This window comes from Sorangium sp. So ce1153 (assembly GCF_051521595.1).
Lineage (GTDB): Bacteria > Myxococcota_A > Polyangia > Polyangiales > Polyangiaceae > Sorangium.
This window is the reverse complement of sequence record NZ_CP150361.1, coordinates 10,639,768-10,657,662: the sequence shown is the minus strand read 5'-3', so window position 1 is coordinate 10,657,662 and position 17,895 is coordinate 10,639,768. Positions and strand designations below refer to the sequence as shown.

Genomic DNA, 17,895 nt, shown 5'->3' with positions numbered 1-17,895 from the left:
TCGCAGGGAGGAGCATCGATGTCCTTGATTAACGACGATCTCGCGCCCACGCCGGAGGCGGCGCGCACCTGGAAGCTGGGGCACTTCGCGGCGCTCTGGATCGGGATGGCCGTGTGCATCCCGACGTACACGATGGCCTCGGGGCTCATCGATCAGGGGATGAGCTGGCAGCAGGCGCTCGCGTGCGTGGCGCTCGGCAACGTCATCGTGCTGCTCCCGATGATCCTGAACGCCCACGCGGGCACCCGGTACGGCATCCCGTTCCCCGTGTTCGCGCGCGCGTCGTTCGGGGTGACGGGCGCGAACGTGCCCGCGGTGCTGCGCGCGCTGGTCGCCTGCGGGTGGTTCGGCATCCAGACGTGGCTCGGCGGACAGGCGCTCTGGCAGCTCCTCGTCGCGCTCGCGCCCTCCGTGGAGGCGCCGCTCACCTCGGCGGCGTTCAAGGGGGCGATCGGCATCCAGCCCGGCGAGCTCCTCGGGTTCGCCGTCTTCTGGCTCATCAACCTGTATTTCATCCTGAAGGGCACGGAGTCGATCAAGTTCCTCGAGACCTGGGCGGCGCCGTTCCTCATCGTCATGGGCCTCGTGCTGCTCGGCTGGGCGTACGCGCGCGCGGGCGGGTTCGGCCCGATGCTGTCGCAGCCGTCGAAGATCCCCGAGGGGCAGCTCCTCAGCGTGTTCGCGCCGAGCCTCACCGCGATGGTCGGGTTCTGGGCCACGCTCTCGCTGAACATCCCGGACTTCACGCGGTACGCGCGCAGCCAGCGCGACCAGGCGCTCGGGCAGGCGCTCGGTCTGCCGGCGACGATGGTGCTCTTCTCGTTCATCGGCGTGGCGGTCACGTCGGCGACGCCGGTGATCTTCGGGGAGCTCCTCTGGGACCCGGTGAAGCTGCTCGCCCGGGTCGGCGGCGCGTTCATCACGGTCCTCGCGATGGTGGGCCTGTCGGTCGCCACGCTGTCGACGAACCTGGCGGCCAACGTCGTCTCGCCGGCGAACGACTTCTCCAACCTGGCGCCCCAGCGCATCTCGGCCAGGGCCGGCGGCGTGATCACGGCCGTCCTCGGGGCGGTGATCCTGCCGTGGAAGCTGATCGAGTCCTCGAAGGGGTACATCTTCACGTGGCTCGTCGGCTACTCGGCGCTCCTCGGGCCGATCGGCGGGATCCTGATCGCCGACTACTTCCTCCTCCGGAGGACGCGGCTCGAGGTCGACGACCTGTACCGGCGCGGCGGGGCCTACGAGTACCAGGGCGGGGTGAACTGGCGGGCGATGGCGGCCCTCGCGATCGGGGTGCTCATCAACCTGCCCGGCTTCCTGGCCGAGGCGGTCCCGTCGATGAAGGACGGGGTGCCGGAGGTGCTGCGCTCGATCTACACGTACGCGTGGTTCGTGGGGTTCTTCGTCTCGGGAGGGCTCTACGTGCTGTTCTCGCTGGTTGGTCGACCCGCGGCGGAGCCCGCGGCGGCGCGCGGGGCGTCGGCGGCGCGCTGACGAGGGGAGGGCGCCGGCCGAGCTCCGGTCAGGGGGCGAGCTTCACGATGAACGCGCTCCCGTTGTCGTACGAGCCCGCGCCGATCACGTTGCCGGCGCTGTCCACGGCCACATCGACGATCCCGCCGTAGCTCGCCGCGCCGAGCGGATCGGCCGACCACAGCACGTCGCCCGACGGCGAGAGCTTCACGATCGCGCCGTTCGGGGTGATGATCGCGTTGCCGGCGTCGTCGACGGCGACGGACATCTCGCTGTAAGTGTCGCTCCCCGAGCCGAGGCCGGTCGTGTCGACGCTCCACAGCGGCGCGCCCGAGGCGGTGAACCGCGTCACGGCGCCGCGGAAGGCGACGACCAGATCGCCGGAGGGGGCCACGGCGACGTCGCCCGCCTGCGCCGTGCCCGAGACGACTTGACTCCACACGTGGTGGCCGGCCGCGTCGAACTTCGCCAGGTACATGCCGTCGTCCACCGGCGAGCTCGTGAGCGGCCCGCCGCCGAGGTCGACGACGCCGAAGTACTTGCCGAGGACGACGACGTTGCCGGCGCCGTCGACGGCGACGCTCCTGGGGCCGCTCTCGTAGGCGTTCGTCGGGAAGGTCTTGGCCCAGGTCGGCGCGCCCGCCGCGTCGAGCCGCGCGATCAAGAGCTCGCTGCCCGGCCCGCCGCCGAGGGTGCCGGTGCCGAGATCCACCGTGTCCCAGACGACGGCCGCGAGCGCGGCGCCCGAGCCGGCGCGGGCGATCTCGATCTGGTCGAGGCCGTCGATCTGCGCGAGGAGGCCGCCCGACGCGCTGAACCGCCGCAGCCCGAGGTCCGAGCCCGCGAGCACCTCGCCGGACCCCGACTCGGCGACGCTCAAAAAGATGCTGTCGCCTGCCGGGCGCCGGTCCCACACGTGGCGCCCCGCGGCGTCGAGCTTCACGAGGAAGCTCGTGTTGAACAGCTCGAACGACGTCGGCCCGCCCTGCCCGGCGAAATCGACGGGGCCGTAGCCGTAGCCGCCGAAGATCACGCTGTCCCCGCCGCCGACCGTGACGGTGTACGCCCGCATTCCCTCGTTCCAGCCGTTGACGAAGAGCCTGCTCCAGAGGACGGCGCCGGGGGCGCACGGCGCGCAGCTCGGGCCCCCGCAGTCCACGCCGGACTCGGCGCCGTTGCGGATCCCGTCCTCGCAGGTGTCGTGGTAGCAGACCGTGAGCGCCGGCCGCTCCGCGGCGCTCGCGCTCTCGCTGCTCCGCACGGTGCTCCGGGTGACCGCGTCCTCCTCGAGCAGCACGCCGTGGTTGCCCTGCGCGCCGCTCACCCAGGCCTGCGCGAGCGCGGTCACGTCGATGTTGCGGAAGCCGGTGGTGCCGCCGGGCCCCCCGGCGGCGAAGGAGGCCTCGACCGCCGGATCGAAGTGGCCGCCGCCGGAGTTGCCCCACGTGATCGCCGACTCCGACCAGGGGGCGGTGACGCGGTGGACGCGCACGGCGCTGCTGTCGAGCTTGTAGGTCTGGTAGACCGAGAGCGTCGCCGAGGCGATCTGCGCGCTCGCCGGGAGCCCGGCGAGGTTGAACCGGACGAGGCTCCGCCGGACGCCGCCGGTGCCGGTGCCCGTCGTGAGCGTGGTGCTCGCGCCGTCGTTCCAGGTGGGCGATACCTGCCAGATCGTCGCGTCGGCCACCTCGCCGCCGAGGCCGCGCCGGATGGTCACGCACCGCGGGTCGCACGCGTCGCCGAGGCCGTCGCCGTCGCCGTCCACCTGCGAGGGGTTCGCGGCGGCAGGGCAGTTGTCCTGCGCGTCGACCACCCCGTCCCAGTCGACGTCCTGCGCGACCTCGATGGCGTAGGCGGGAGAGCCGACCACGACCGAGGTCCCCGACACGGCGACGGCCTTGCCGAAGGCGCCGCCGGTCGGGCCGCTGCCGGTGAGCGTGGCCTGGGGGCTCTCTCGCCACTCGCCGCCTGTTGGTGAGAACACGTAGGCAGCCCCCGCGTCCGGCTGGTCGAAGCGGTCGGCCAGGATCGCGCCGGCGACCACCAGGCCCCCGGAGAGCGCCACCGCACCTCCCAGGCCGTCACCGGTGCTGCCGTTCGCGACCAGCTTGGACTCCTCGCCCCAGCCGTCTCCCACGCGGTCGAACACGTAGGCCATGCCGCTCCCGAGCTGGTACCAGGGCATCGGCGGGCTGAAGGTGCCCGGCGCGCCCACGACGATGCGCGAGCCCGAGGTCGCGACCGAGCTGCCGAACCGATCGTACTGCGTGTAGGGCGTGTACCCGGTGAGCTTGCGCATGCCGCTCCAGTCGCTCGCGTCGAACACGAACGCGGCGCCCACGCCGTCGTGGTCCAGCCACCACGCGTCCCCCGGCGAGCCCACGACCACCGTGCTGCCCGCGATCGCGACGGGCGGGGTCTCCCAGACGTTCTCCCCGACAGGGGGGGCGAGCTCGATCTCCTCGCTCCAGGCGCCGCCGCTGCGCGCGAACACGTAGACCGAGCTCTCGGCGGAGAGGACGGCCCGGTCGCCGTCGACGGCGACGGCCTCGCCGATCGGGTTCGACGCCCCGCCGCTCGCGACGAGCTTGGCCTGCTCGGACCAGACGCCCCCGCTCCGCACGAACACGTAGGCGGCGCCTGCGCCTCCTGTGCCCCAGGGCGCCCCGACCACGAGCGTGTCCGCCGAGAGCGCGACGGAGCGTCCGAAATGGCCGCCCGCGCCCCCGTCGCTGGGGACGAGCCGGGCCTGCTGCGCCCAGCCGCCGCCGCTCTTCACGAAGACGTAGGCCGCGCTCCCGGGCGCCCCGACGACCGCCGTGTCGCCCGACATGGCGATCGCGTCGCCGTTCAGGTGGACCTGGCTCGCGCCGTCGACGGCGATCAGCGCCGTCCGCTCCGAGGCGGCGAGCGGGTCGACCGTCACCGGGTACGCGGCGCCGGCGGTGTCCACGCGCAGCGACAGCGCGCGCTGGTCGGCGCCGAGCTCCATCCACGCGGGCAGGGCCCGGCCCGCGGCGTCGGTGGCGTGGAGGTCCGTGTACCGCAGCGCCACCGCGCCGGAGGGCTCGCGCAGCGCGACCCCGTCGCCGCCGCCGAGCGGCGTCGCGCTGAGCTCACCGCCGAGGGCGAGCTCGATCACGAGGTCCTGGTCCCCCGGGGCGCCGCAGGGCGGGGCCGCGGGCACGGTGAAGCCCTGCTCCAGCCCGAGCGGCCCGTTCACGTACCACTCCACGAGCTCCTCGCCCGGCGACGGGCCTCGCCGGCGAAACTCCACGCGGTTCCTCGCGGCGCTCGGCGCCGCGCTCGCCACCTCGCGCAGATCGCCCGCGCACCCGTACCGCGAGGGCGCCATCGAGAAGCTCCACCGCGCCTCGCCCTCGTCCGGCGCGATCCGCACGCCCGACGCGCTGAAGTCGGCCGCGAGCCGGTGCGCCGGGTTCGGCGCGCGCAGGCGGGCGCTCTTCCCGGACGGAGAGCCCTCGATCACCCGGTAGCTCTCGGGCGCGTCCGACTGCACGGCCGCGATGTACGCCGCGCGCAGGTGCGCGGGCGACGAGGCCGCGCGAGGCGCCGCGGGGGCCGCCGCCGCGCCTTCGGCGGGCGACGAAGGCCCGCTCGGCTCCGCGCCGGAGCCGCACCCTGCCACCACGGCGGCGGCGATCATCTGCCCGAACCACCCCATTCCAGTTCGCATCGATCGGCTCTCCATCGAGTTGAGGCTCCCTCCGCGCGGACACCCCCCGCGCGGACGCACCGGTGCGCCGGCGCGCTCTCGCGCGGAAGGGCAGCGAGCGCGCGGCCGAGCTCGCAAATCCCGCGCCTCGTCCGCGGAGGAAGCGCGCCACGTCTCCGCGTGTTTTCCGCATGAAGGCGAGGCCATTTTGCTGCCGGCGCCAGGGCCATTGGCCGGCCACGGCCGGCCGCGCGGCGGCCCTACTGCGGGCGAGAGCCGCGAGGCGCTCGCGCCCCTGCGCGGTGGCCTCCACGGTGCCGGGCGCCGCCGCCCTTTCGGGCCGCGGCGGCCGTTGGGATGGCGCGCGTCGGCCCGCCCGGACGGCGCGCGGTCGCGGGGTTCACGCGCCGCCGCGGCTGATTTCGTGACACGCGCTGCGAGGTGACCGGAACTGGCAACAGTGAGGGTGAGGAGCCCTCGCTGGAGGACACATGGTTCCCGAACATGCAGCGACGAAGACCCCGCTGAATTGCGGTCTCACGACGAGCGCCATCACGAAGAAGGGAGAGGACGAGCATGTCTGAACACAATGAGCGGGCCGAGCTGCTCGACGACCACCGTCAGGAGCTCGCGCGGCTGCTGCGGAGCCAGCCGACGCGCAGCGGCACCGCCGCGTCGCTGTCCGGGTATCTCCTCTCCCTGCGAGAGCCGACAGGCTATCTCATCGCCATCGGCCTGCAGCAGCGCGACCCGAACCTCGAGCCCGAGCGCACGCTCCGCTCGGCCCTGGCTGCCGGCGTGCGCGCGCCGACCTTGGCCGGCGTGATGGCGCGCTCGGCGCTGGCGGAGATCATTGCCCCGCTGGCGCCTGTCACGCGGGCGGTCGCCGCGGAGCTGAAGAGGCCGGTCTCTTCCGGCACGCTGCGCGTCATCGTGGCGGCGGCCGGCGGCGCGGAGCTCTTCACGGTGAAGCTCTCGGACCTGCCAGCCGGCTGAGCGAGACGTGAACCGGGTGCGTCGGCGACCGGTTCGACAGCCGCGCAGCCAGAGCACGAGCTCGTCGCGACGCACGAGCCCTGCCTCGAGCGGACTGTTCTAACGTGGTGGTCGTAGGCCGGCGGGCAACCGCCGGCCGCGCCCAGCGAGCGGGCGAACCTCATGAAGCGAGCCCTCGCCCACCTTCTCCCCCTCATCCCCCTCGTCGCCGCCGCGTGTGGACCTGCTCCTGACCCCGCGTCGGCCAGGGCGAACACGCCGTCTCCCGTGGCGAGCCCCGTTCGATTCGACTGGGCGGCGCAGCCGGCCGGGAACGCGGAACCGACGCTGGGCCCGCCTGTCTCGCTCACCACGCCCGACGGCAATCGCCTGGCGATGGTGGCCCTCGACGCGCGCGTCGTGGTCGAGGACCCCCTCGCGTTCACCGAGCTCCGCTATCTCTTCAGAAACCCCGGCGCCCGCCTCGTCGAGGGGCGCTTCGAGACGATCCTCCCCGCGGGCGCGGCCGTCAGCCGCTTTGCCATGCGAATCGGCAATCGCGTGCAGGAAGGCGAGGTCGTCGAGGCCACGAAGGCGACACGGGTCTATGAGGCGTTCCTCCACCGGCAGGTCGACCCGGCGCTGCTCGAGAAGCAGCCAGGAAATCGATTCCAGGCGCGGGTGTTTCCCATCTTCCCCGGCGAGGTGAAGGAGATCTTCCTCTCGTACTCGCAAGAGCTCGCCCGCGCAGACGAGCCGTACCGGCTGCGGTTGCGAGGCATGCCGCGGCTCGACGCGCTCGATCTCCGGATCTTCCTTGGCGCCGGCGCCGCGCCGGGACCCACGACCTCCCCGGGCGCCGCCTCGCCGGCGTTCGGGCTCTACGAGCGAGGATTCCTCCCGGATCGCGACATCGTTGTCCCCCTCGCGCGCCCAGGCGAGGAGCAGGAGCGCGCGCTCCGGTCCGGCACCAAGGTCGTCGCGCGCGTCACGCCCTTGCCCGAGGAAAAGCAGGCGCCCGCGCCCCTCAGAGGCCTCCTCGTGCTCGTCGACACGAGCGCCTCGCGCGCGTTCGGCTTTGGAGCCCAGGTGCGCTGGCTCGGGTCGCTCCTCGACTCGCTCCGGCAGAGCGCGGGCCCCGGCGCGGCGCTCCGGGTCGCGTGCTTCGATCAAGGCGTCGCCGATGTGTACCGCGGCGATCTCGCCGGCTTCGGCCCCCAGGCGCTCGAGGCCATCAAGGCCCGTGGGCCGCTCGGCGCGTCCGACCTGGAAAAGGCGCTCGACCATGCGGCGCGCGGTGGTGGCCGGATTTGAACATGAAGGCGGGAAGGCGGGAAGAAAAGATCAATGATCTTCCTGCCTTCCCGCCTTCATGTGAATCACTCCGGGGCAAATTGGGCCACCACCCGCCGCGCGGCCGGCGCCTATCTGGAGCGCCTCGCCGGCCAGTCACGGAGCGCGCTTCTGCTCGCGATCGATGCATATCGCCGTGGGGTCGAGCTCCGGCCGGACCACCCGAGCAGCCACCGCCTGCTCGCCTTCGGGCTGGCGCGCGAGGGAAGCCTGGAAGCGGCGTTCTCCGTGCTCGAAGAGGCGACGCGGCGCGCCTTCGACGCGGAGCGATTCCCGGGCGTGGATGTCGCGCTGAAAGACGACCTGGGGCTGCTCGCCGCCGCATGGAGGAAGGCGCAGCCGGCGCGCGCCAGGGAGATCGAGGGGCGCGCCGCGGCGGCAGGGGCTCGGCCGGACCGGGAGCGCTCGGTGCGCTTCGCGCTGACCTGGGAGAACGACGCGAACGACGTCGAGCTCGACATCGTCGACGACGGCGGGCCGACACCCAGGACTGGCTTCCTCGAGAAGCCGGCGCGCATCAAGGGGTGGACCCAGGCGAGCTCGGGCTACGGGCCCGAGGTGCTCGTGATCGAGACGCCGCCCGGCGGCTTCCGGTACCGCGTTCACGCGCGCTACCAGCGGCGCGGCGCGATGGGGCACGCGCTCGGCAAGGTGCAGATCATCGAGCACGACGGCAGCGGCGGGCTGCGCTTCGACGACCGCCCGTTCGTGCTGATGAACGAGGGCGGCAGCGTCGACCTCGGCGTCGTCGAGGAGGCCGTGCGCCCACGCGCCGCCGGGGCGAGCCCGCCCGCCACCGGCCCGTGAAGCGCGTCCGTTCCTCGACCACGACGGGCAGAGTCGCGGGAGCGCCGAGCGCGAGGAGCTCACCAGGCGGCCAGCCCTCATCGCGCCGAGCCCCCGAGCGCTCATGCGTTCGCGTAAATGCGCCGCTCGCTCGAGTCGAGCCCCAGGTACACGACGCGGCGGTCCAGGCTCGGGCCCCCGCGCTCGGCGTCCTCCGGCGCCGGCCGCCGGTCGGCGGCCTCGTCGCCCCTGCGCAGCGCCTCGTACTCGTCGACCGCGGCGCGCTGGCACGCGTCGAGCGGGGCGTCGATCTGGAGCTGGGCCACGAGCGCCCCGGCCTCCGGACCGACCCTGGCCGCGAAGAACTCGGCGCAGCAGCCCGATCCGTAGCTGAACAGCCCGACGCGCTTCCCCTCGAGGGCGCGGGCCTCGGCGTTGAGCAGGGACGCGAGCGCGAGGTAGAGCGAGCCCGTGTAGATGTTGCCGATGCGCGCCGGCAGGTCGAGCGAGGGCTCCACCTCGACGGCGAAGCTCTCGTCGGCGGCCTGCTCGGTCAGGCCGTCCACCATCCGCCGGTGCCGGTGGGCCTTGCGGGCCATCTTGCCGTACGGGACGTGGTAGCAGGTGCGCGCGAGCGGCTCGCCGTCGCCGCCCAGGCGGCGCCACTCGTCGTAGGCGCCGGCGAGGGCGTCCAGGTAGCACTGCACCGAGAAGTGGCCGTCGACGAGCGCCTCCTTGTGGTGCAGCGGCCGCCAGAAATCGTAGACGTCGCGCGCGTAGGTGCCGGTCCGGCCGACCTCGATCTCCACGAGGCGCGGGCGCTCGCGCACGAGCAGCGCCACGGCGCCGGCGCCCTGGGTCGGCTCGCCCGCGGAGCCGAGCGCGTAGCGCGCCACGTCGGAGCAGACGACGAGGGCGGCGCGGCCCCGGGCCGAGCCCGAGGCGATCCAGTCCACCGCGTTGAGCAGGCCCGCCGTGCCCCCGAAGCAGGCGTGCTTGGCCTCGAAGACCCGGCACGCGCTGGGTAGCCCGAGCAGGCCGTGGAGGAAGGAGGCCGCCGGCTTCGAGTGGTCCACGGCGGTCTCGGTGCCCACGACGCAGAGCCCGATGTCCGCCGGGCTCGCGCCCGAGCGCTGGAAGAGGCGGCGGGCCGCGTTGGCCGCGAGGGTGATCGGATCCTCATCGGGCGCCGCGATCGCCATCCGGCGGGTGCCCAGGCCGGTCAGGTACTTGGACGGCGCGACGCCCCGGGCTTCGGCGAGCTCGCTGAGCTCGACGAAGCGGCGGGGGACGCTGAGGGCGATCGCATCGATGCCGATGGGGGGAAAGTCAGGACGTACGCTCATCCCCTGCATCGTAGGGGCGCATTGTGCAGAGACCATCGAGCCCTCGCGGAAGCTCGGAGGAGCCCGCCGGCCCGCCGGCCGCCCAGCCGCGTTGCCGCGTTGCCGCGTCCGCTGATTCGCGGCGCCCGGCGTGCGCCGAGCTGCGGCGCCCGGCCTGCGCTGGGGCGCCGCGCCTGCGTCGCTCGGCGTGCGCCGAGTCGCCGCGCCCGCGCGCGCGGTCCGCACCCCGCCACGCACAACCACCCTCTCAGGACACATGTCATGTAACAGTCACCAGGACAGCACCAGGACAGTCAGCAGGAAAAATCGCGTTCCGGTCAAATTTTGATCACCACCTCTCGTTTCAATTGTGCAATCTAGTATGGCGCGTTCTTGCGCCCTAGCGCTCGAGGTTCATGTGAAGCTCTCCCGGTCTACCATGTTGGTTCCGCTTCTTGGGTTGGGTGTTCTGGTGATGACCGGCGCGGCGGGGTGCTCCTGCAGCTCCGGAGCGGAAGGCGACGCAGGCTCGGCGGCCGGAGACAGCAGCGTCGGTGGGGGCGGCGGCGTGGGCGGCGCGGGTACCGCCGGCGGCGGTGAGGGGGGCGAGGGCGGCGAGGACGGGATCGGCTCCGGCTCCACCGGCAACATGGGAGGCGCGCCGCCGGTCACGCCCGACACGGCGTGTGTCGCCACGGTCGCCGAGGCCACGCTCACGAAGCTGCCGGTCGACATCATCTTCGTGATCGACAACTCGGCCAGCATGGCGAACGAGATCATCAGCGTACAGAACAACATCAACGATAGCTTCGCCGCGATCATCGGCGAGAGCGGCATCGACTACCGCGTCATCATGATCTCCGCGCACGGCACCGCGCAGGTCGACGACTCCATCTGCGTCGGGGCCCCGCTGAGCTCGGCGAGCTGCGCCCCGGCCGTCCCGGAGCAGCCGGGGAACAACCCTCCTGTCTTCTACCATTACAGCCACGAGATCAGGAGCAACGACGCGCTCTGCGTCCTCCTCGGCAGCTACAACGCCGTCCAGCCAGACCAGTACGGCCTCGCGCCGAACGGGTGGTCGGAGTGGGTGCGCGAGGAATCGCTCAAGGTGATCACCGTGATCACCGACGACCACGTGGGCTGCCAGTCGACGCACCTCGAGCGCAACATCTATATCGACGACACCAGGCAAGAGCTGGACGATGTCGTCGAGGATTTCGAAGGTCTGCTGTTCGGCCTGGACCCGGCGGTCTTCGGCGACGCGAGCGCGCCCAAATACGTGTTTCACAGCATCGTCGGGCTCCAGGAGAACACGCCGGCCACGGACGCTTACGGGCCCGACGGCGACGTGGTCGAGGGGATGTGCGGCACCGCCGTCGCGCCCGGCACGGGCTACCAGGCGCTCAGCAAGCGGACTGGCGGCCTCAGGTTCCCGCTCTGCCAGACGAGCTCCTATGACGTGGTGTTCCGGAAGATCGCCGAGGGCGTCATCACCGGCGCGGTGGTCGCGTGCGACTTCGCGGTGCCGGACTCGCCTCCGGGGGAGGTCATCGATCTCTCCACCGTGGTCGTCCAGTACACGCCCGGCGACGGCGGCGAGCCGCAGTCGTTCGACCAGGTGGCGAGCGCGCAGGCGTGCGCCGCGGGCTCCTTCTACATCGCGAACGACACGATCACGCTCTGTCCCGACGCGTGCCAGGCGGTCCAGGCCGACGCCGGGGCGGCGGTCGACGTCCTCTACGGCTGCGATCCCGAAGCGGCGAAGTGAGCTCCCCAGCCGGCCGGGCGCGCTCCCGCCGCCCGGCCGGCGACCTCGCCGGGCGCGCCGGCTACCCTGGAGAGCACGCGGGCGCTGCCGCCTGGCCGGTCGCCCGGCGCGCGGCGGCGGTCGCCCCGGCTCCGCGCTTCAGGGGCCGCCCACGCCCTTCATGAAGCGCAGAGCAAGGCACGACAAGCGCGGAGCAAGGCACGACCGCTCAGAGGCAGCAGCGGAAGCCGATGTTCGGATCGGTGTTGTCGAGCCGCGGCGCGGACTGGACCGCATCGCACCTGACGTTCGTGAACTCCGTCGCCGGTTCCCCCGCGTCCGGCCGGGACGCCCGTGAGCCGCCACGGATGAGGCAGCGGCCTTCCGCGTCGCAGGAGTTCTCCCACTCGGCCGCGTTGCCGCTCATCTGGTAGAGGCCCGTCACGCCGCCTTCGCAGGCCGGGACCGGCGGGAGCGGCGCGGGAGGCACCGGCTTCCTGGCGAACTCTCCGGTCGGGTCGTCGACCTTGCACTTGTCCTCGTAGGTGTGCCCGTACGGGTACTCGTTCGTGCCCTGGCCGGAGCACGCGTTGAACCACTCGCTCCGCGAGGCGTTGGCGGCGTCGGCGGGCGAGCTCTCTCCGCCGCCGATCCTGCCGCAGAGGTGCTTGTCCACGTAGGTGCAGTACGCGTATGCATCGCACCAGTCGACGTAATTGACGGGCACTCTCCCCTCGGTGTAGGGCCACCCGTTCGAGGGCCGGTAGATGTTCCCTGCGCACGCGGCCGGCAGGCCGGCGAGCACCGGGTTCGCCTGCATGAACAGGTCATACTCCTGCTTCGTGACCTCGTATTGATCGACGCAGTAGCTGCCGCCGCCCGCCACGGGCGAGATCACCATCCACGCGGGGCACGCGCAGGTGTGGCTCGTGGCGTTGCAGATCGACGTCGCGCAGTCGGTGCTCGTCATGCACCGCTGTCCCGCGGGGCACCGGGTGCTGCACTTCGTTCCGCCGCAGTCGATGTCGGTCTCGTCGCCGTTCTTCACGCCGTCACTGCAGCTCGGCGCGAGGCAGACCTGCGCGGCACAGACGAGCTCGCTGCAGTCGGTCGACTCCTCGCACCCCTCCCCGGGCGCGCAGCCGGCGCAGAGCCCACCGCAATCGGTGTCGGTCTCGTCGCCGTTCTTCACGCCGTCGCTGCAGCTCGGCTCCAGGCACCTGCCGCCAACGCAGCTCAGCGACTCGCAGTCCGATCCGGCCGCGCAGTCCTGGCCCACGCGGCAGGGAGCGCAGCCGCCGCCGCAATCGAGGTCGCTCTCATCGCTGTCCTTCACGCCGTTGGAACAGCTCGCTCCGCCGCTCCCGCCGCTCCCGCCGCTCCCGCCGCTCCCGCCCTGTCCGCCGGTGCCGCCGCCCTGCCCGCCGGTGCCGCCGCCCTGTCCGCCGGTGCCGCCGCCGTCCCCTCCGCCCGCCCTGGCGCTGCTCGTGGTCAGGCTTCCCTCCCTGGGGGGTGGGCGCTTCTCTTCGCTGCTGCACGAGGCAGCCACGGCGAGGGCTACGAGGGGAATCAGAACAACGGACGACCGGATCATGGCGCTGCCTCCCTGCGTGCAATCACGAGGTCAGATGGAGGCGCTCAGCTTACGCGCGACGTCTCCTGTGCAGCGCGATAAAACAACTTCACCCGCCGAGGCGCCGAAAAAGGCGCGAAATGTGCTCTCCCCTTGGCGCCTGGCGGCCTGTCCCTGCAAAGGCCCGGCGCTTCACATCTCGCCTTCGTCGAGCCATCCGTGGGCGAGCGCGAGGATGCGCGCGTTGTCGGGCACGTCGCGCAGGAAGCGCTCGCGCCAGGCCGGGTCGCTGATCCTCCCGGCCCGGACGAGCAGCCCGTTGCGGGCCAGGGCGATGGCGCCCCTGGCCTCGGCCAGCTGGCCTGACGCCGCCAGCGCCTCGGCGTGGACCAGGCGCACGAGGAAGCCCTCCTCCTCGTCGCGGTCCGACTCGAGCAGCGACAGCGCCTCCGTCGTCGCCGCGAGCGCCTCGCCGGCGCGCCCGAGCTCGAGCAGGGCGCGCGCGCGGGCCGCCATGGCCGCGGGCAGCCGCTCCGGCACCGCCCTCGCGAGCGCCTCGGCCGCCCGCGACTCCTCCTCGGCGAGCGCCGGCTCGCCCGCGAGCAAGAGGACCCGCGCGAGCTGGAGCCGGCTCTCGCACTCCCGGCGCCGGTCGCCGCGGCGCTGCAGCGCCTCGATCGAGCTCCGCAGGGCCGCCCTGGCCGCGTCGACCTCGCCCGAGTGCGCGAGCGCGAGGCCGAGGTTCTGGAGGGCGTTCGGGACCCTGTCGTCGAGCGCCATCCGCTCCGCCTCCTCCAGCCCGGCGCGGAGCACCTCGGCCGCGGCGTCGAAGTACCCGAACTGGACGTAGCAGAGCCCCATGTTGAGCCGCGCCCTGCACGCCTCGCGGCGATCGCCGATGTCCTCGAACGCGGCGAGCGCCGCGCTCATGCTCGCGATGCAGGCGCTCGGATCGCCGTTGTGCTGCCGGAGCAGCCCGTGCAGGTAGAGCAGCTTCGCCTCGGTCATCAGGTCGGCGGCCGACGCGTCCTCGGTCGCCTGCTCGACCGCGTCGATCAGCGCGTCGACGCACGCGTAGCGGCCGCCGAGCAGGAGCACGATCGCCCCCTCGAGCAGGCAGGCGTTCCGCGCGATGAGCGCGCCCGCGAGCGGCTCGGTGCCGAGGACCGCCATCATCCAGCGCTCGACGCGCTCGTAGTGGCCCTGCTTGTGCCCCGCCCCGGCGAGCTGGGTGAACGCCGAGAACCACGCCACCGAGCCCGGCGCGAGGTGCCGCGTCGCCTCGACCCCGCGCTGCTCCGCGAGCGCGGGCTCCCCGCGCCAGAGCAGCGCCTCGGCCTCGACCAGGCGGAGCGCGCCCACGGTGTCCGGATCCGGGGCGCAGGCGATGCCGCGCTCGGCGCAGGCGATCGCCGCGGCGAGGTCGTTGCCGTGCAGGGCCTTGTCGGCCGCGCGCAGGTACCACTCCGCCGCCTTCTCCGCCTCCTCGCCGCGCTCGAAGTGCTCGGCGAGGACCATCGGGTCGCCCTCGCCCGCCGCCTCGAGGAAGCTGCCCGCGAGCGCGTGGCCGATGCGGAGGTCGCGCGCGGTCAGCATGCCGTACGCGGCCTCGCGCACGAGCGCGTGGCGGAAGCAGTACTCGGCGTGGTCGCGCCGCCGCCCCTCGCCCCGCCGCACGATCACCTCGCGCCGGAGGAGCTCCGAGAGCAGCGGCGCGATGTCGACGCTCCCGAGCAGCGCCGCGACCGCGCTCGCCCTGAACGTCTCGCCGAAGATGCTCGCCGCCCGCAGGAGCCGCCGCGCCTCCGCGTCGAGCGTCTCGAGCCGCGCCTGCACCATCGCCACCACCGTCTCGGGCTGGCCCTCGCTCTTGCCCTCCGCGACGGCGCGGATCTGCTCCTCGAGGAAGAACGCGTTGCCGTCCGCGCGCTCGACGAGCCGGGCCACGAGGTCGTGCCGCGCGTGCGCGCCCAGCGCCTCGCGCACGAGCCGCTCGCTCGCGCGGCGCGGCAGCGGCGTCAGGTGGAGCTCGTGCACGAGGCGGCCGTCCCAGAGCTTCGGGAAGACCCGGTGCACGTCGGGCCGCCCGAGCGCCAGGACGAGCAGCGGCGTGTCCCGGAGCAGGCGCAGCGCGCCCTCCACCATCGTGACGGTGGGGAGGTCCCCCCACTGCAGGTCCTCGAGCACGAGCAGCACGGGCCCCGCGCCGCACGCCGCGCCGAGGAAGTCCTCCCAGGCGAGGCGGAGCTGGTCGCCCATCAGCACCGCGTCGCGCCGCGCGAGCCGGAGCTGCACGTCGTTCTCGTCGGGGAACGGCGCGCCCACGAGCTCGCCGAGGAAGGCCGCGACGCGGGGGACGTCGAGCCCCGCGTGCTGCTCGACGCGGCTCCGGACCTTGCGCTGCCGCGCCTCCAGCGGCTCGCCCTCGACGATGCCGAGCGCGTGGCGGAGCGCGCTCGCGAGCAGGCCGAAGGCGGCGCCCGCGCCCATGGGGTCGCCCTGCCCGATCCAGACCTCGATCCTGTCGCCGCGCTCGCGGAGCTTGCGGATGAGCTCCTGGCGCAGGCGCGACTTGCCCATGCCGGCCTCGGCGGTCACGAGGACCGCGCCGGCGGCGCCCTCGTCGATGCAGCGCTCGACCTCCGCCTCGAGCATCGCGAGCTCGCGCTCGCGGCCGACGTACGTGGTCGGCCTGCCGAGCAGCTGCGCGGTGCGCTCGTCGCGCGCCCCGTGCAGGACGCGCCCGGCGGCGTCCTCGGTGACGTCGAACCGGGCGCCGATGAGGCCCGCGGTCACCTCGTCGATGCGGACGCCGGCGAGGGGGAAGCGGTCGTCGTCGGCCGCGAGCATCTGGAAGGCGCGGTCGATCAGCTCGCCGACGGGCACGCGCGCCGCCAGCTCCGCGCGGCCGGTGGCGAGGGCGACGGGCGCGCCGCCGAGCAGCTCCTTGAGGGCGAGCGCGCACCGGGCGGCCCGCGCCGCGAGGTCGGTGGGCGTGCCGGCGCCCGACAGCACGATGATCGGCGAGCGGCCCTCGAGGAGCTCGAGCTCGCCGCGGTACTGCTCGGCCACGTCGTGGAGCTGCCAGAGCTGCGCCCGGCGCGGCTCCTCCGCGGCGTCGCCCTCGGCGGGGCGCTCGCGGGTGACCACGAGGCACATCACGCGGCGCTCGCCGGTCGTGAGCTCCACCGCCCGCGGCGGGAAGGTGCGGGGCCCGCCCAGGTTGCTCTCGGGCGCGCCGATCTGCGCGAGCTCGTCCGCGACGGCGTCGCCGTCGGCGGGCCGGTCTGACGGGAATTTCGCGAGCGTGCGGGCGACGAGGCGGTCGAGCGCCGCGGGGATGCCGGGCCTGAGCTCGCGCACGCGGGGCGGGTCCTCGAGGAGGACCTTCATCAGGACGGCGAGCCCGCCGTTCCCCTGGAAGGCGGCGCGGCCGGTCAGGCACCGGTAGAGGATGCACCCGAGCGCGAACACGTCCGCGCGGGCGTCGACGCTGAGCTCACCGCGCGCCTGCTCGGGGGCCATGTACCCGGGCGTGCCGAGGACGAGGCCCGCGGCCGTGAGCGGCTCGTCGGTGACGGCGCGGGCGAGCCCGAAGTCGATGAGGCTGACCCGATCGAGCGAGCCTTCGTGGATCAGCAGGTTGCTCGGCTTCAGGTCTCGGTGGACGAGGCCCAGTTTGTGGATGGCGCCGAGCGTCTTCGCGACGCGCAGGCCGAGCTCCACGGTCTCCTCGAGGGTGAGCCCTTTGTGCGTGAGCCGCTCGGAGAGCGTCTCGCCGTCGAGCCACTCCATGGCGATGTACGGCTGCCCCCACGCGGTCGCGCCGTGCGCGACGTACCGCACGACGCCGGGGACGCGGGCGGCCGCGAGCGCCTGCGCCTCGCGCGCGAAGCGGCCGAGGTGCTGCGCGCCCTCGTTGGTGAGCAGCTTGATGGCCACGGCCTCGCCGGTCTCTCGATCGTGGGCCCTGTAGACGGCCCCCATGCCGCCCGAGGCGGCCAGGTGCTCGATGCGGAACCGGCCGTCTATGATGTCTCCTGCCTGCATCGCTCACCGAGGACCCCGAGGACGGTCCTCACCGGCTACCAGCGTGCCAGCGAGCGGAGCTCTGAGTCCAGTGCTCATTCAGCCGCGCTCGGCGCGCAAGACGGCGTACGCCTTGTGGAAAACCGGGCGGGGGCGGCGCCGCGAGGGCGCGCGTGGCGGGCGCCGGAAAACTTCGCGAAACAAAGCGCGGCGCGGCGGGCGAGGCGGCGCGACAGAGGAGCCAGCGCTCCGGGTGGGGTTGCCAACGGGCGACTCGAACGCGAAGAAGGCCTGGTAACGGGAGGAGCGACCATGGCGACCATGACTCAGTTTCGTGAGCAGACGACCGGGGACGGCCGGCCGGGGCCCGAGGCTCAGCCGATCTTGCGGCAGCGCGGGGAGGAGATTCAGCCCTACGGGGCGCTGGCGCGCTATCCGCTCGGCCTCGGCGACGACGTGCGCGCGGCGAGCGTCAAGGCGCTCAACCAGATCCTGAGCGACACGATGGTGCTGCGCGACATGTACAAGAAGCATCACTGGCAGGTATCGGGGGCGACCTTCTACTCGCTGCACCTCTTGCTCGACAAGCACTATGAGGAGCAGGCCAAGCTCGTCGACGACCTGGCCGAGCGGGTGCAGACGCTGGGCGGGATCGCGATCGCGATGGCGCACGACGTCGCGGAGATGTCGAAGATCGAGCGGCCGCCGCGGGGGCGCGAGGAGGTGCCGGTGCAGATCTCGCGGCTGCTCGAGGCGCACGAGCAGATCCTGATCGAGGCGCGCGAGGCGGCCGGCAAGGCGGCCGAGGGCGGCGACGACGGGACGAACGACCTGCTCATCAGCCAGATCGTGCGCGTCAACGAGATGCAGGTGTGGTTCCTGTCCGAGCACCTCGTGGACACACCGCTCGTCCGGGCGAGGTAGGCGGAGACGGGAGGGGCGTTATCGCCCTGTGCGG

Annotated in this window: 10 protein-coding genes; 6 read left to right on the top strand and 4 right to left on the bottom strand. The window is 73.2% G+C overall.

All coding sequences use genetic code 11. The features are described from left to right. Positions 1-18 precede the first annotated feature (18 nt). A complete protein-coding gene (locus WME85_RS38525; RefSeq protein ID WP_437828241.1) occupies positions 19-1,494 on the top strand; it encodes an NCS1 family nucleobase:cation symporter-1 in 1,476 nt (491 codons plus the stop codon). Between the two features lie 28 nt (positions 1,495-1,522). Here the strand turns inward: WME85_RS38525 and WME85_RS38520 are convergent, their stop codons facing one another. Beyond that, positions 1,523-5,170: a DNRLRE domain-containing protein gene (locus tag WME85_RS38520; protein WP_437828239.1), complete on the bottom strand. Its 3,648-nt coding sequence runs from the start codon at positions 5,168-5,170 to the stop codon at positions 1,523-1,525. A gap of 555 nt (positions 5,171-5,725) precedes the next feature. Here WME85_RS38520 and WME85_RS38515 point away from each other — a divergent pair. The 3 genes from WME85_RS38515 to WME85_RS38505 all read left to right on the top strand — a co-directional run bounded on the left by WME85_RS38515 (position 5,726) and on the right by WME85_RS38505 (position 8,284). Then, entirely contained in the window at positions 5,726-6,145 is a 420-nt protein-coding gene (locus WME85_RS38515; RefSeq protein WP_437828236.1) for a hypothetical protein, read from the top strand. A gap of 162 nt (positions 6,146-6,307) precedes the next feature. Further along, positions 6,308-7,438 (top strand): VIT domain-containing protein, encoded by a 1,131-nt coding sequence (locus WME85_RS38510; RefSeq protein WP_437828234.1) that lies wholly within the window; start codon positions 6,308-6,310, stop codon positions 7,436-7,438. Positions 7,439-7,471: 33 nt separating this feature from the next. Beyond that, complete coding sequence (locus tag WME85_RS38505) at positions 7,472-8,284, top strand: hypothetical protein (RefSeq protein WP_437828231.1); 813 nt, start codon at positions 7,472-7,474, stop codon at positions 8,282-8,284. Positions 8,285-8,385: 101 nt separating this feature from the next. Here the strand turns inward: WME85_RS38505 and WME85_RS38500 are convergent, their stop codons facing one another. Beyond that, positions 8,386-9,609, bottom strand: coding sequence for a hydroxymethylglutaryl-CoA synthase family protein (locus WME85_RS38500; protein WP_437828229.1), 1,224 nt, complete (start codon positions 9,607-9,609; stop codon positions 8,386-8,388). 418 nt (positions 9,610-10,027) lie between these two features. Between WME85_RS38500 and WME85_RS38495 the strand changes: the two genes are divergently transcribed. Further along, positions 10,028-11,356 (top strand): hypothetical protein, encoded by a 1,329-nt coding sequence (locus WME85_RS38495; RefSeq protein ID WP_437828226.1) that lies wholly within the window; start codon positions 10,028-10,030, stop codon positions 11,354-11,356. Positions 11,357-11,564: 208 nt separating this feature from the next. Here WME85_RS38495 and WME85_RS38490 read toward each other — a convergent pair whose 3' ends face one another. Both WME85_RS38490 and WME85_RS38485 read right to left on the bottom strand, forming a co-directional pair. Next, on the bottom strand, positions 11,565-12,884 hold the full coding sequence (locus WME85_RS38490) for a formylglycine-generating enzyme family protein (RefSeq protein WP_437828224.1): 1,320 nt from the start codon (positions 12,882-12,884) through the stop codon (positions 11,565-11,567). A 216-nt stretch (positions 12,885-13,100) separates the two neighbouring features. Beyond that, on the bottom strand, positions 13,101-16,958 hold the full coding sequence (locus tag WME85_RS38485) for a serine/threonine-protein kinase (RefSeq protein ID WP_437828221.1): 3,858 nt from the start codon (positions 16,956-16,958) through the stop codon (positions 13,101-13,103). Positions 16,959-17,249: 291 nt separating this feature from the next. On the opposite strand from WME85_RS38485, the gene WME85_RS38480 reads away from it, so the two are divergent. Then, positions 17,250-17,861, top strand: a complete 612-nt coding sequence (locus WME85_RS38480) for a Dps family protein (RefSeq protein ID WP_437828219.1) — start codon at positions 17,250-17,252, stop codon at positions 17,859-17,861. The last annotated feature ends 34 nt before the right edge of the window (positions 17,862-17,895 follow it).

Excerpts from the sequence above, each read along its gene's own strand:
- WME85_RS38525 (WP_437828241.1), top strand. The coding sequence starts at position 19 with ATGTCCTTGATTAACGACGATCTCGCGCCCACGCCGGAGGCGGCGCGC.
- WME85_RS38520 (WP_437828239.1), bottom strand. The coding sequence starts at position 5,170 with ATGCGAACTGGAATGGGGTGGTTCGGGCAGATGATCGCCGCCGCCGTG.
- WME85_RS38515 (WP_437828236.1), top strand. The coding sequence starts at position 5,726 with ATGTCTGAACACAATGAGCGGGCCGAGCTGCTCGACGACCACCGTCAG.
- WME85_RS38510 (WP_437828234.1), top strand. The coding sequence starts at position 6,308 with ATGAAGCGAGCCCTCGCCCACCTTCTCCCCCTCATCCCCCTCGTCGCC.
- WME85_RS38505 (WP_437828231.1), top strand. The coding sequence starts at position 7,472 with ATGATCTTCCTGCCTTCCCGCCTTCATGTGAATCACTCCGGGGCAAAT.
- WME85_RS38500 (WP_437828229.1), bottom strand. The coding sequence starts at position 9,609 with ATGAGCGTACGTCCTGACTTTCCCCCCATCGGCATCGATGCGATCGCC.
- WME85_RS38495 (WP_437828226.1), top strand. The coding sequence starts at position 10,028 with ATGTTGGTTCCGCTTCTTGGGTTGGGTGTTCTGGTGATGACCGGCGCG.
- WME85_RS38485 (WP_437828221.1), bottom strand. The coding sequence starts at position 16,958 with ATGCAGGCAGGAGACATCATAGACGGCCGGTTCCGCATCGAGCACCTG.
- WME85_RS38480 (WP_437828219.1), top strand. The coding sequence starts at position 17,250 with ATGGCGACCATGACTCAGTTTCGTGAGCAGACGACCGGGGACGGCCGG.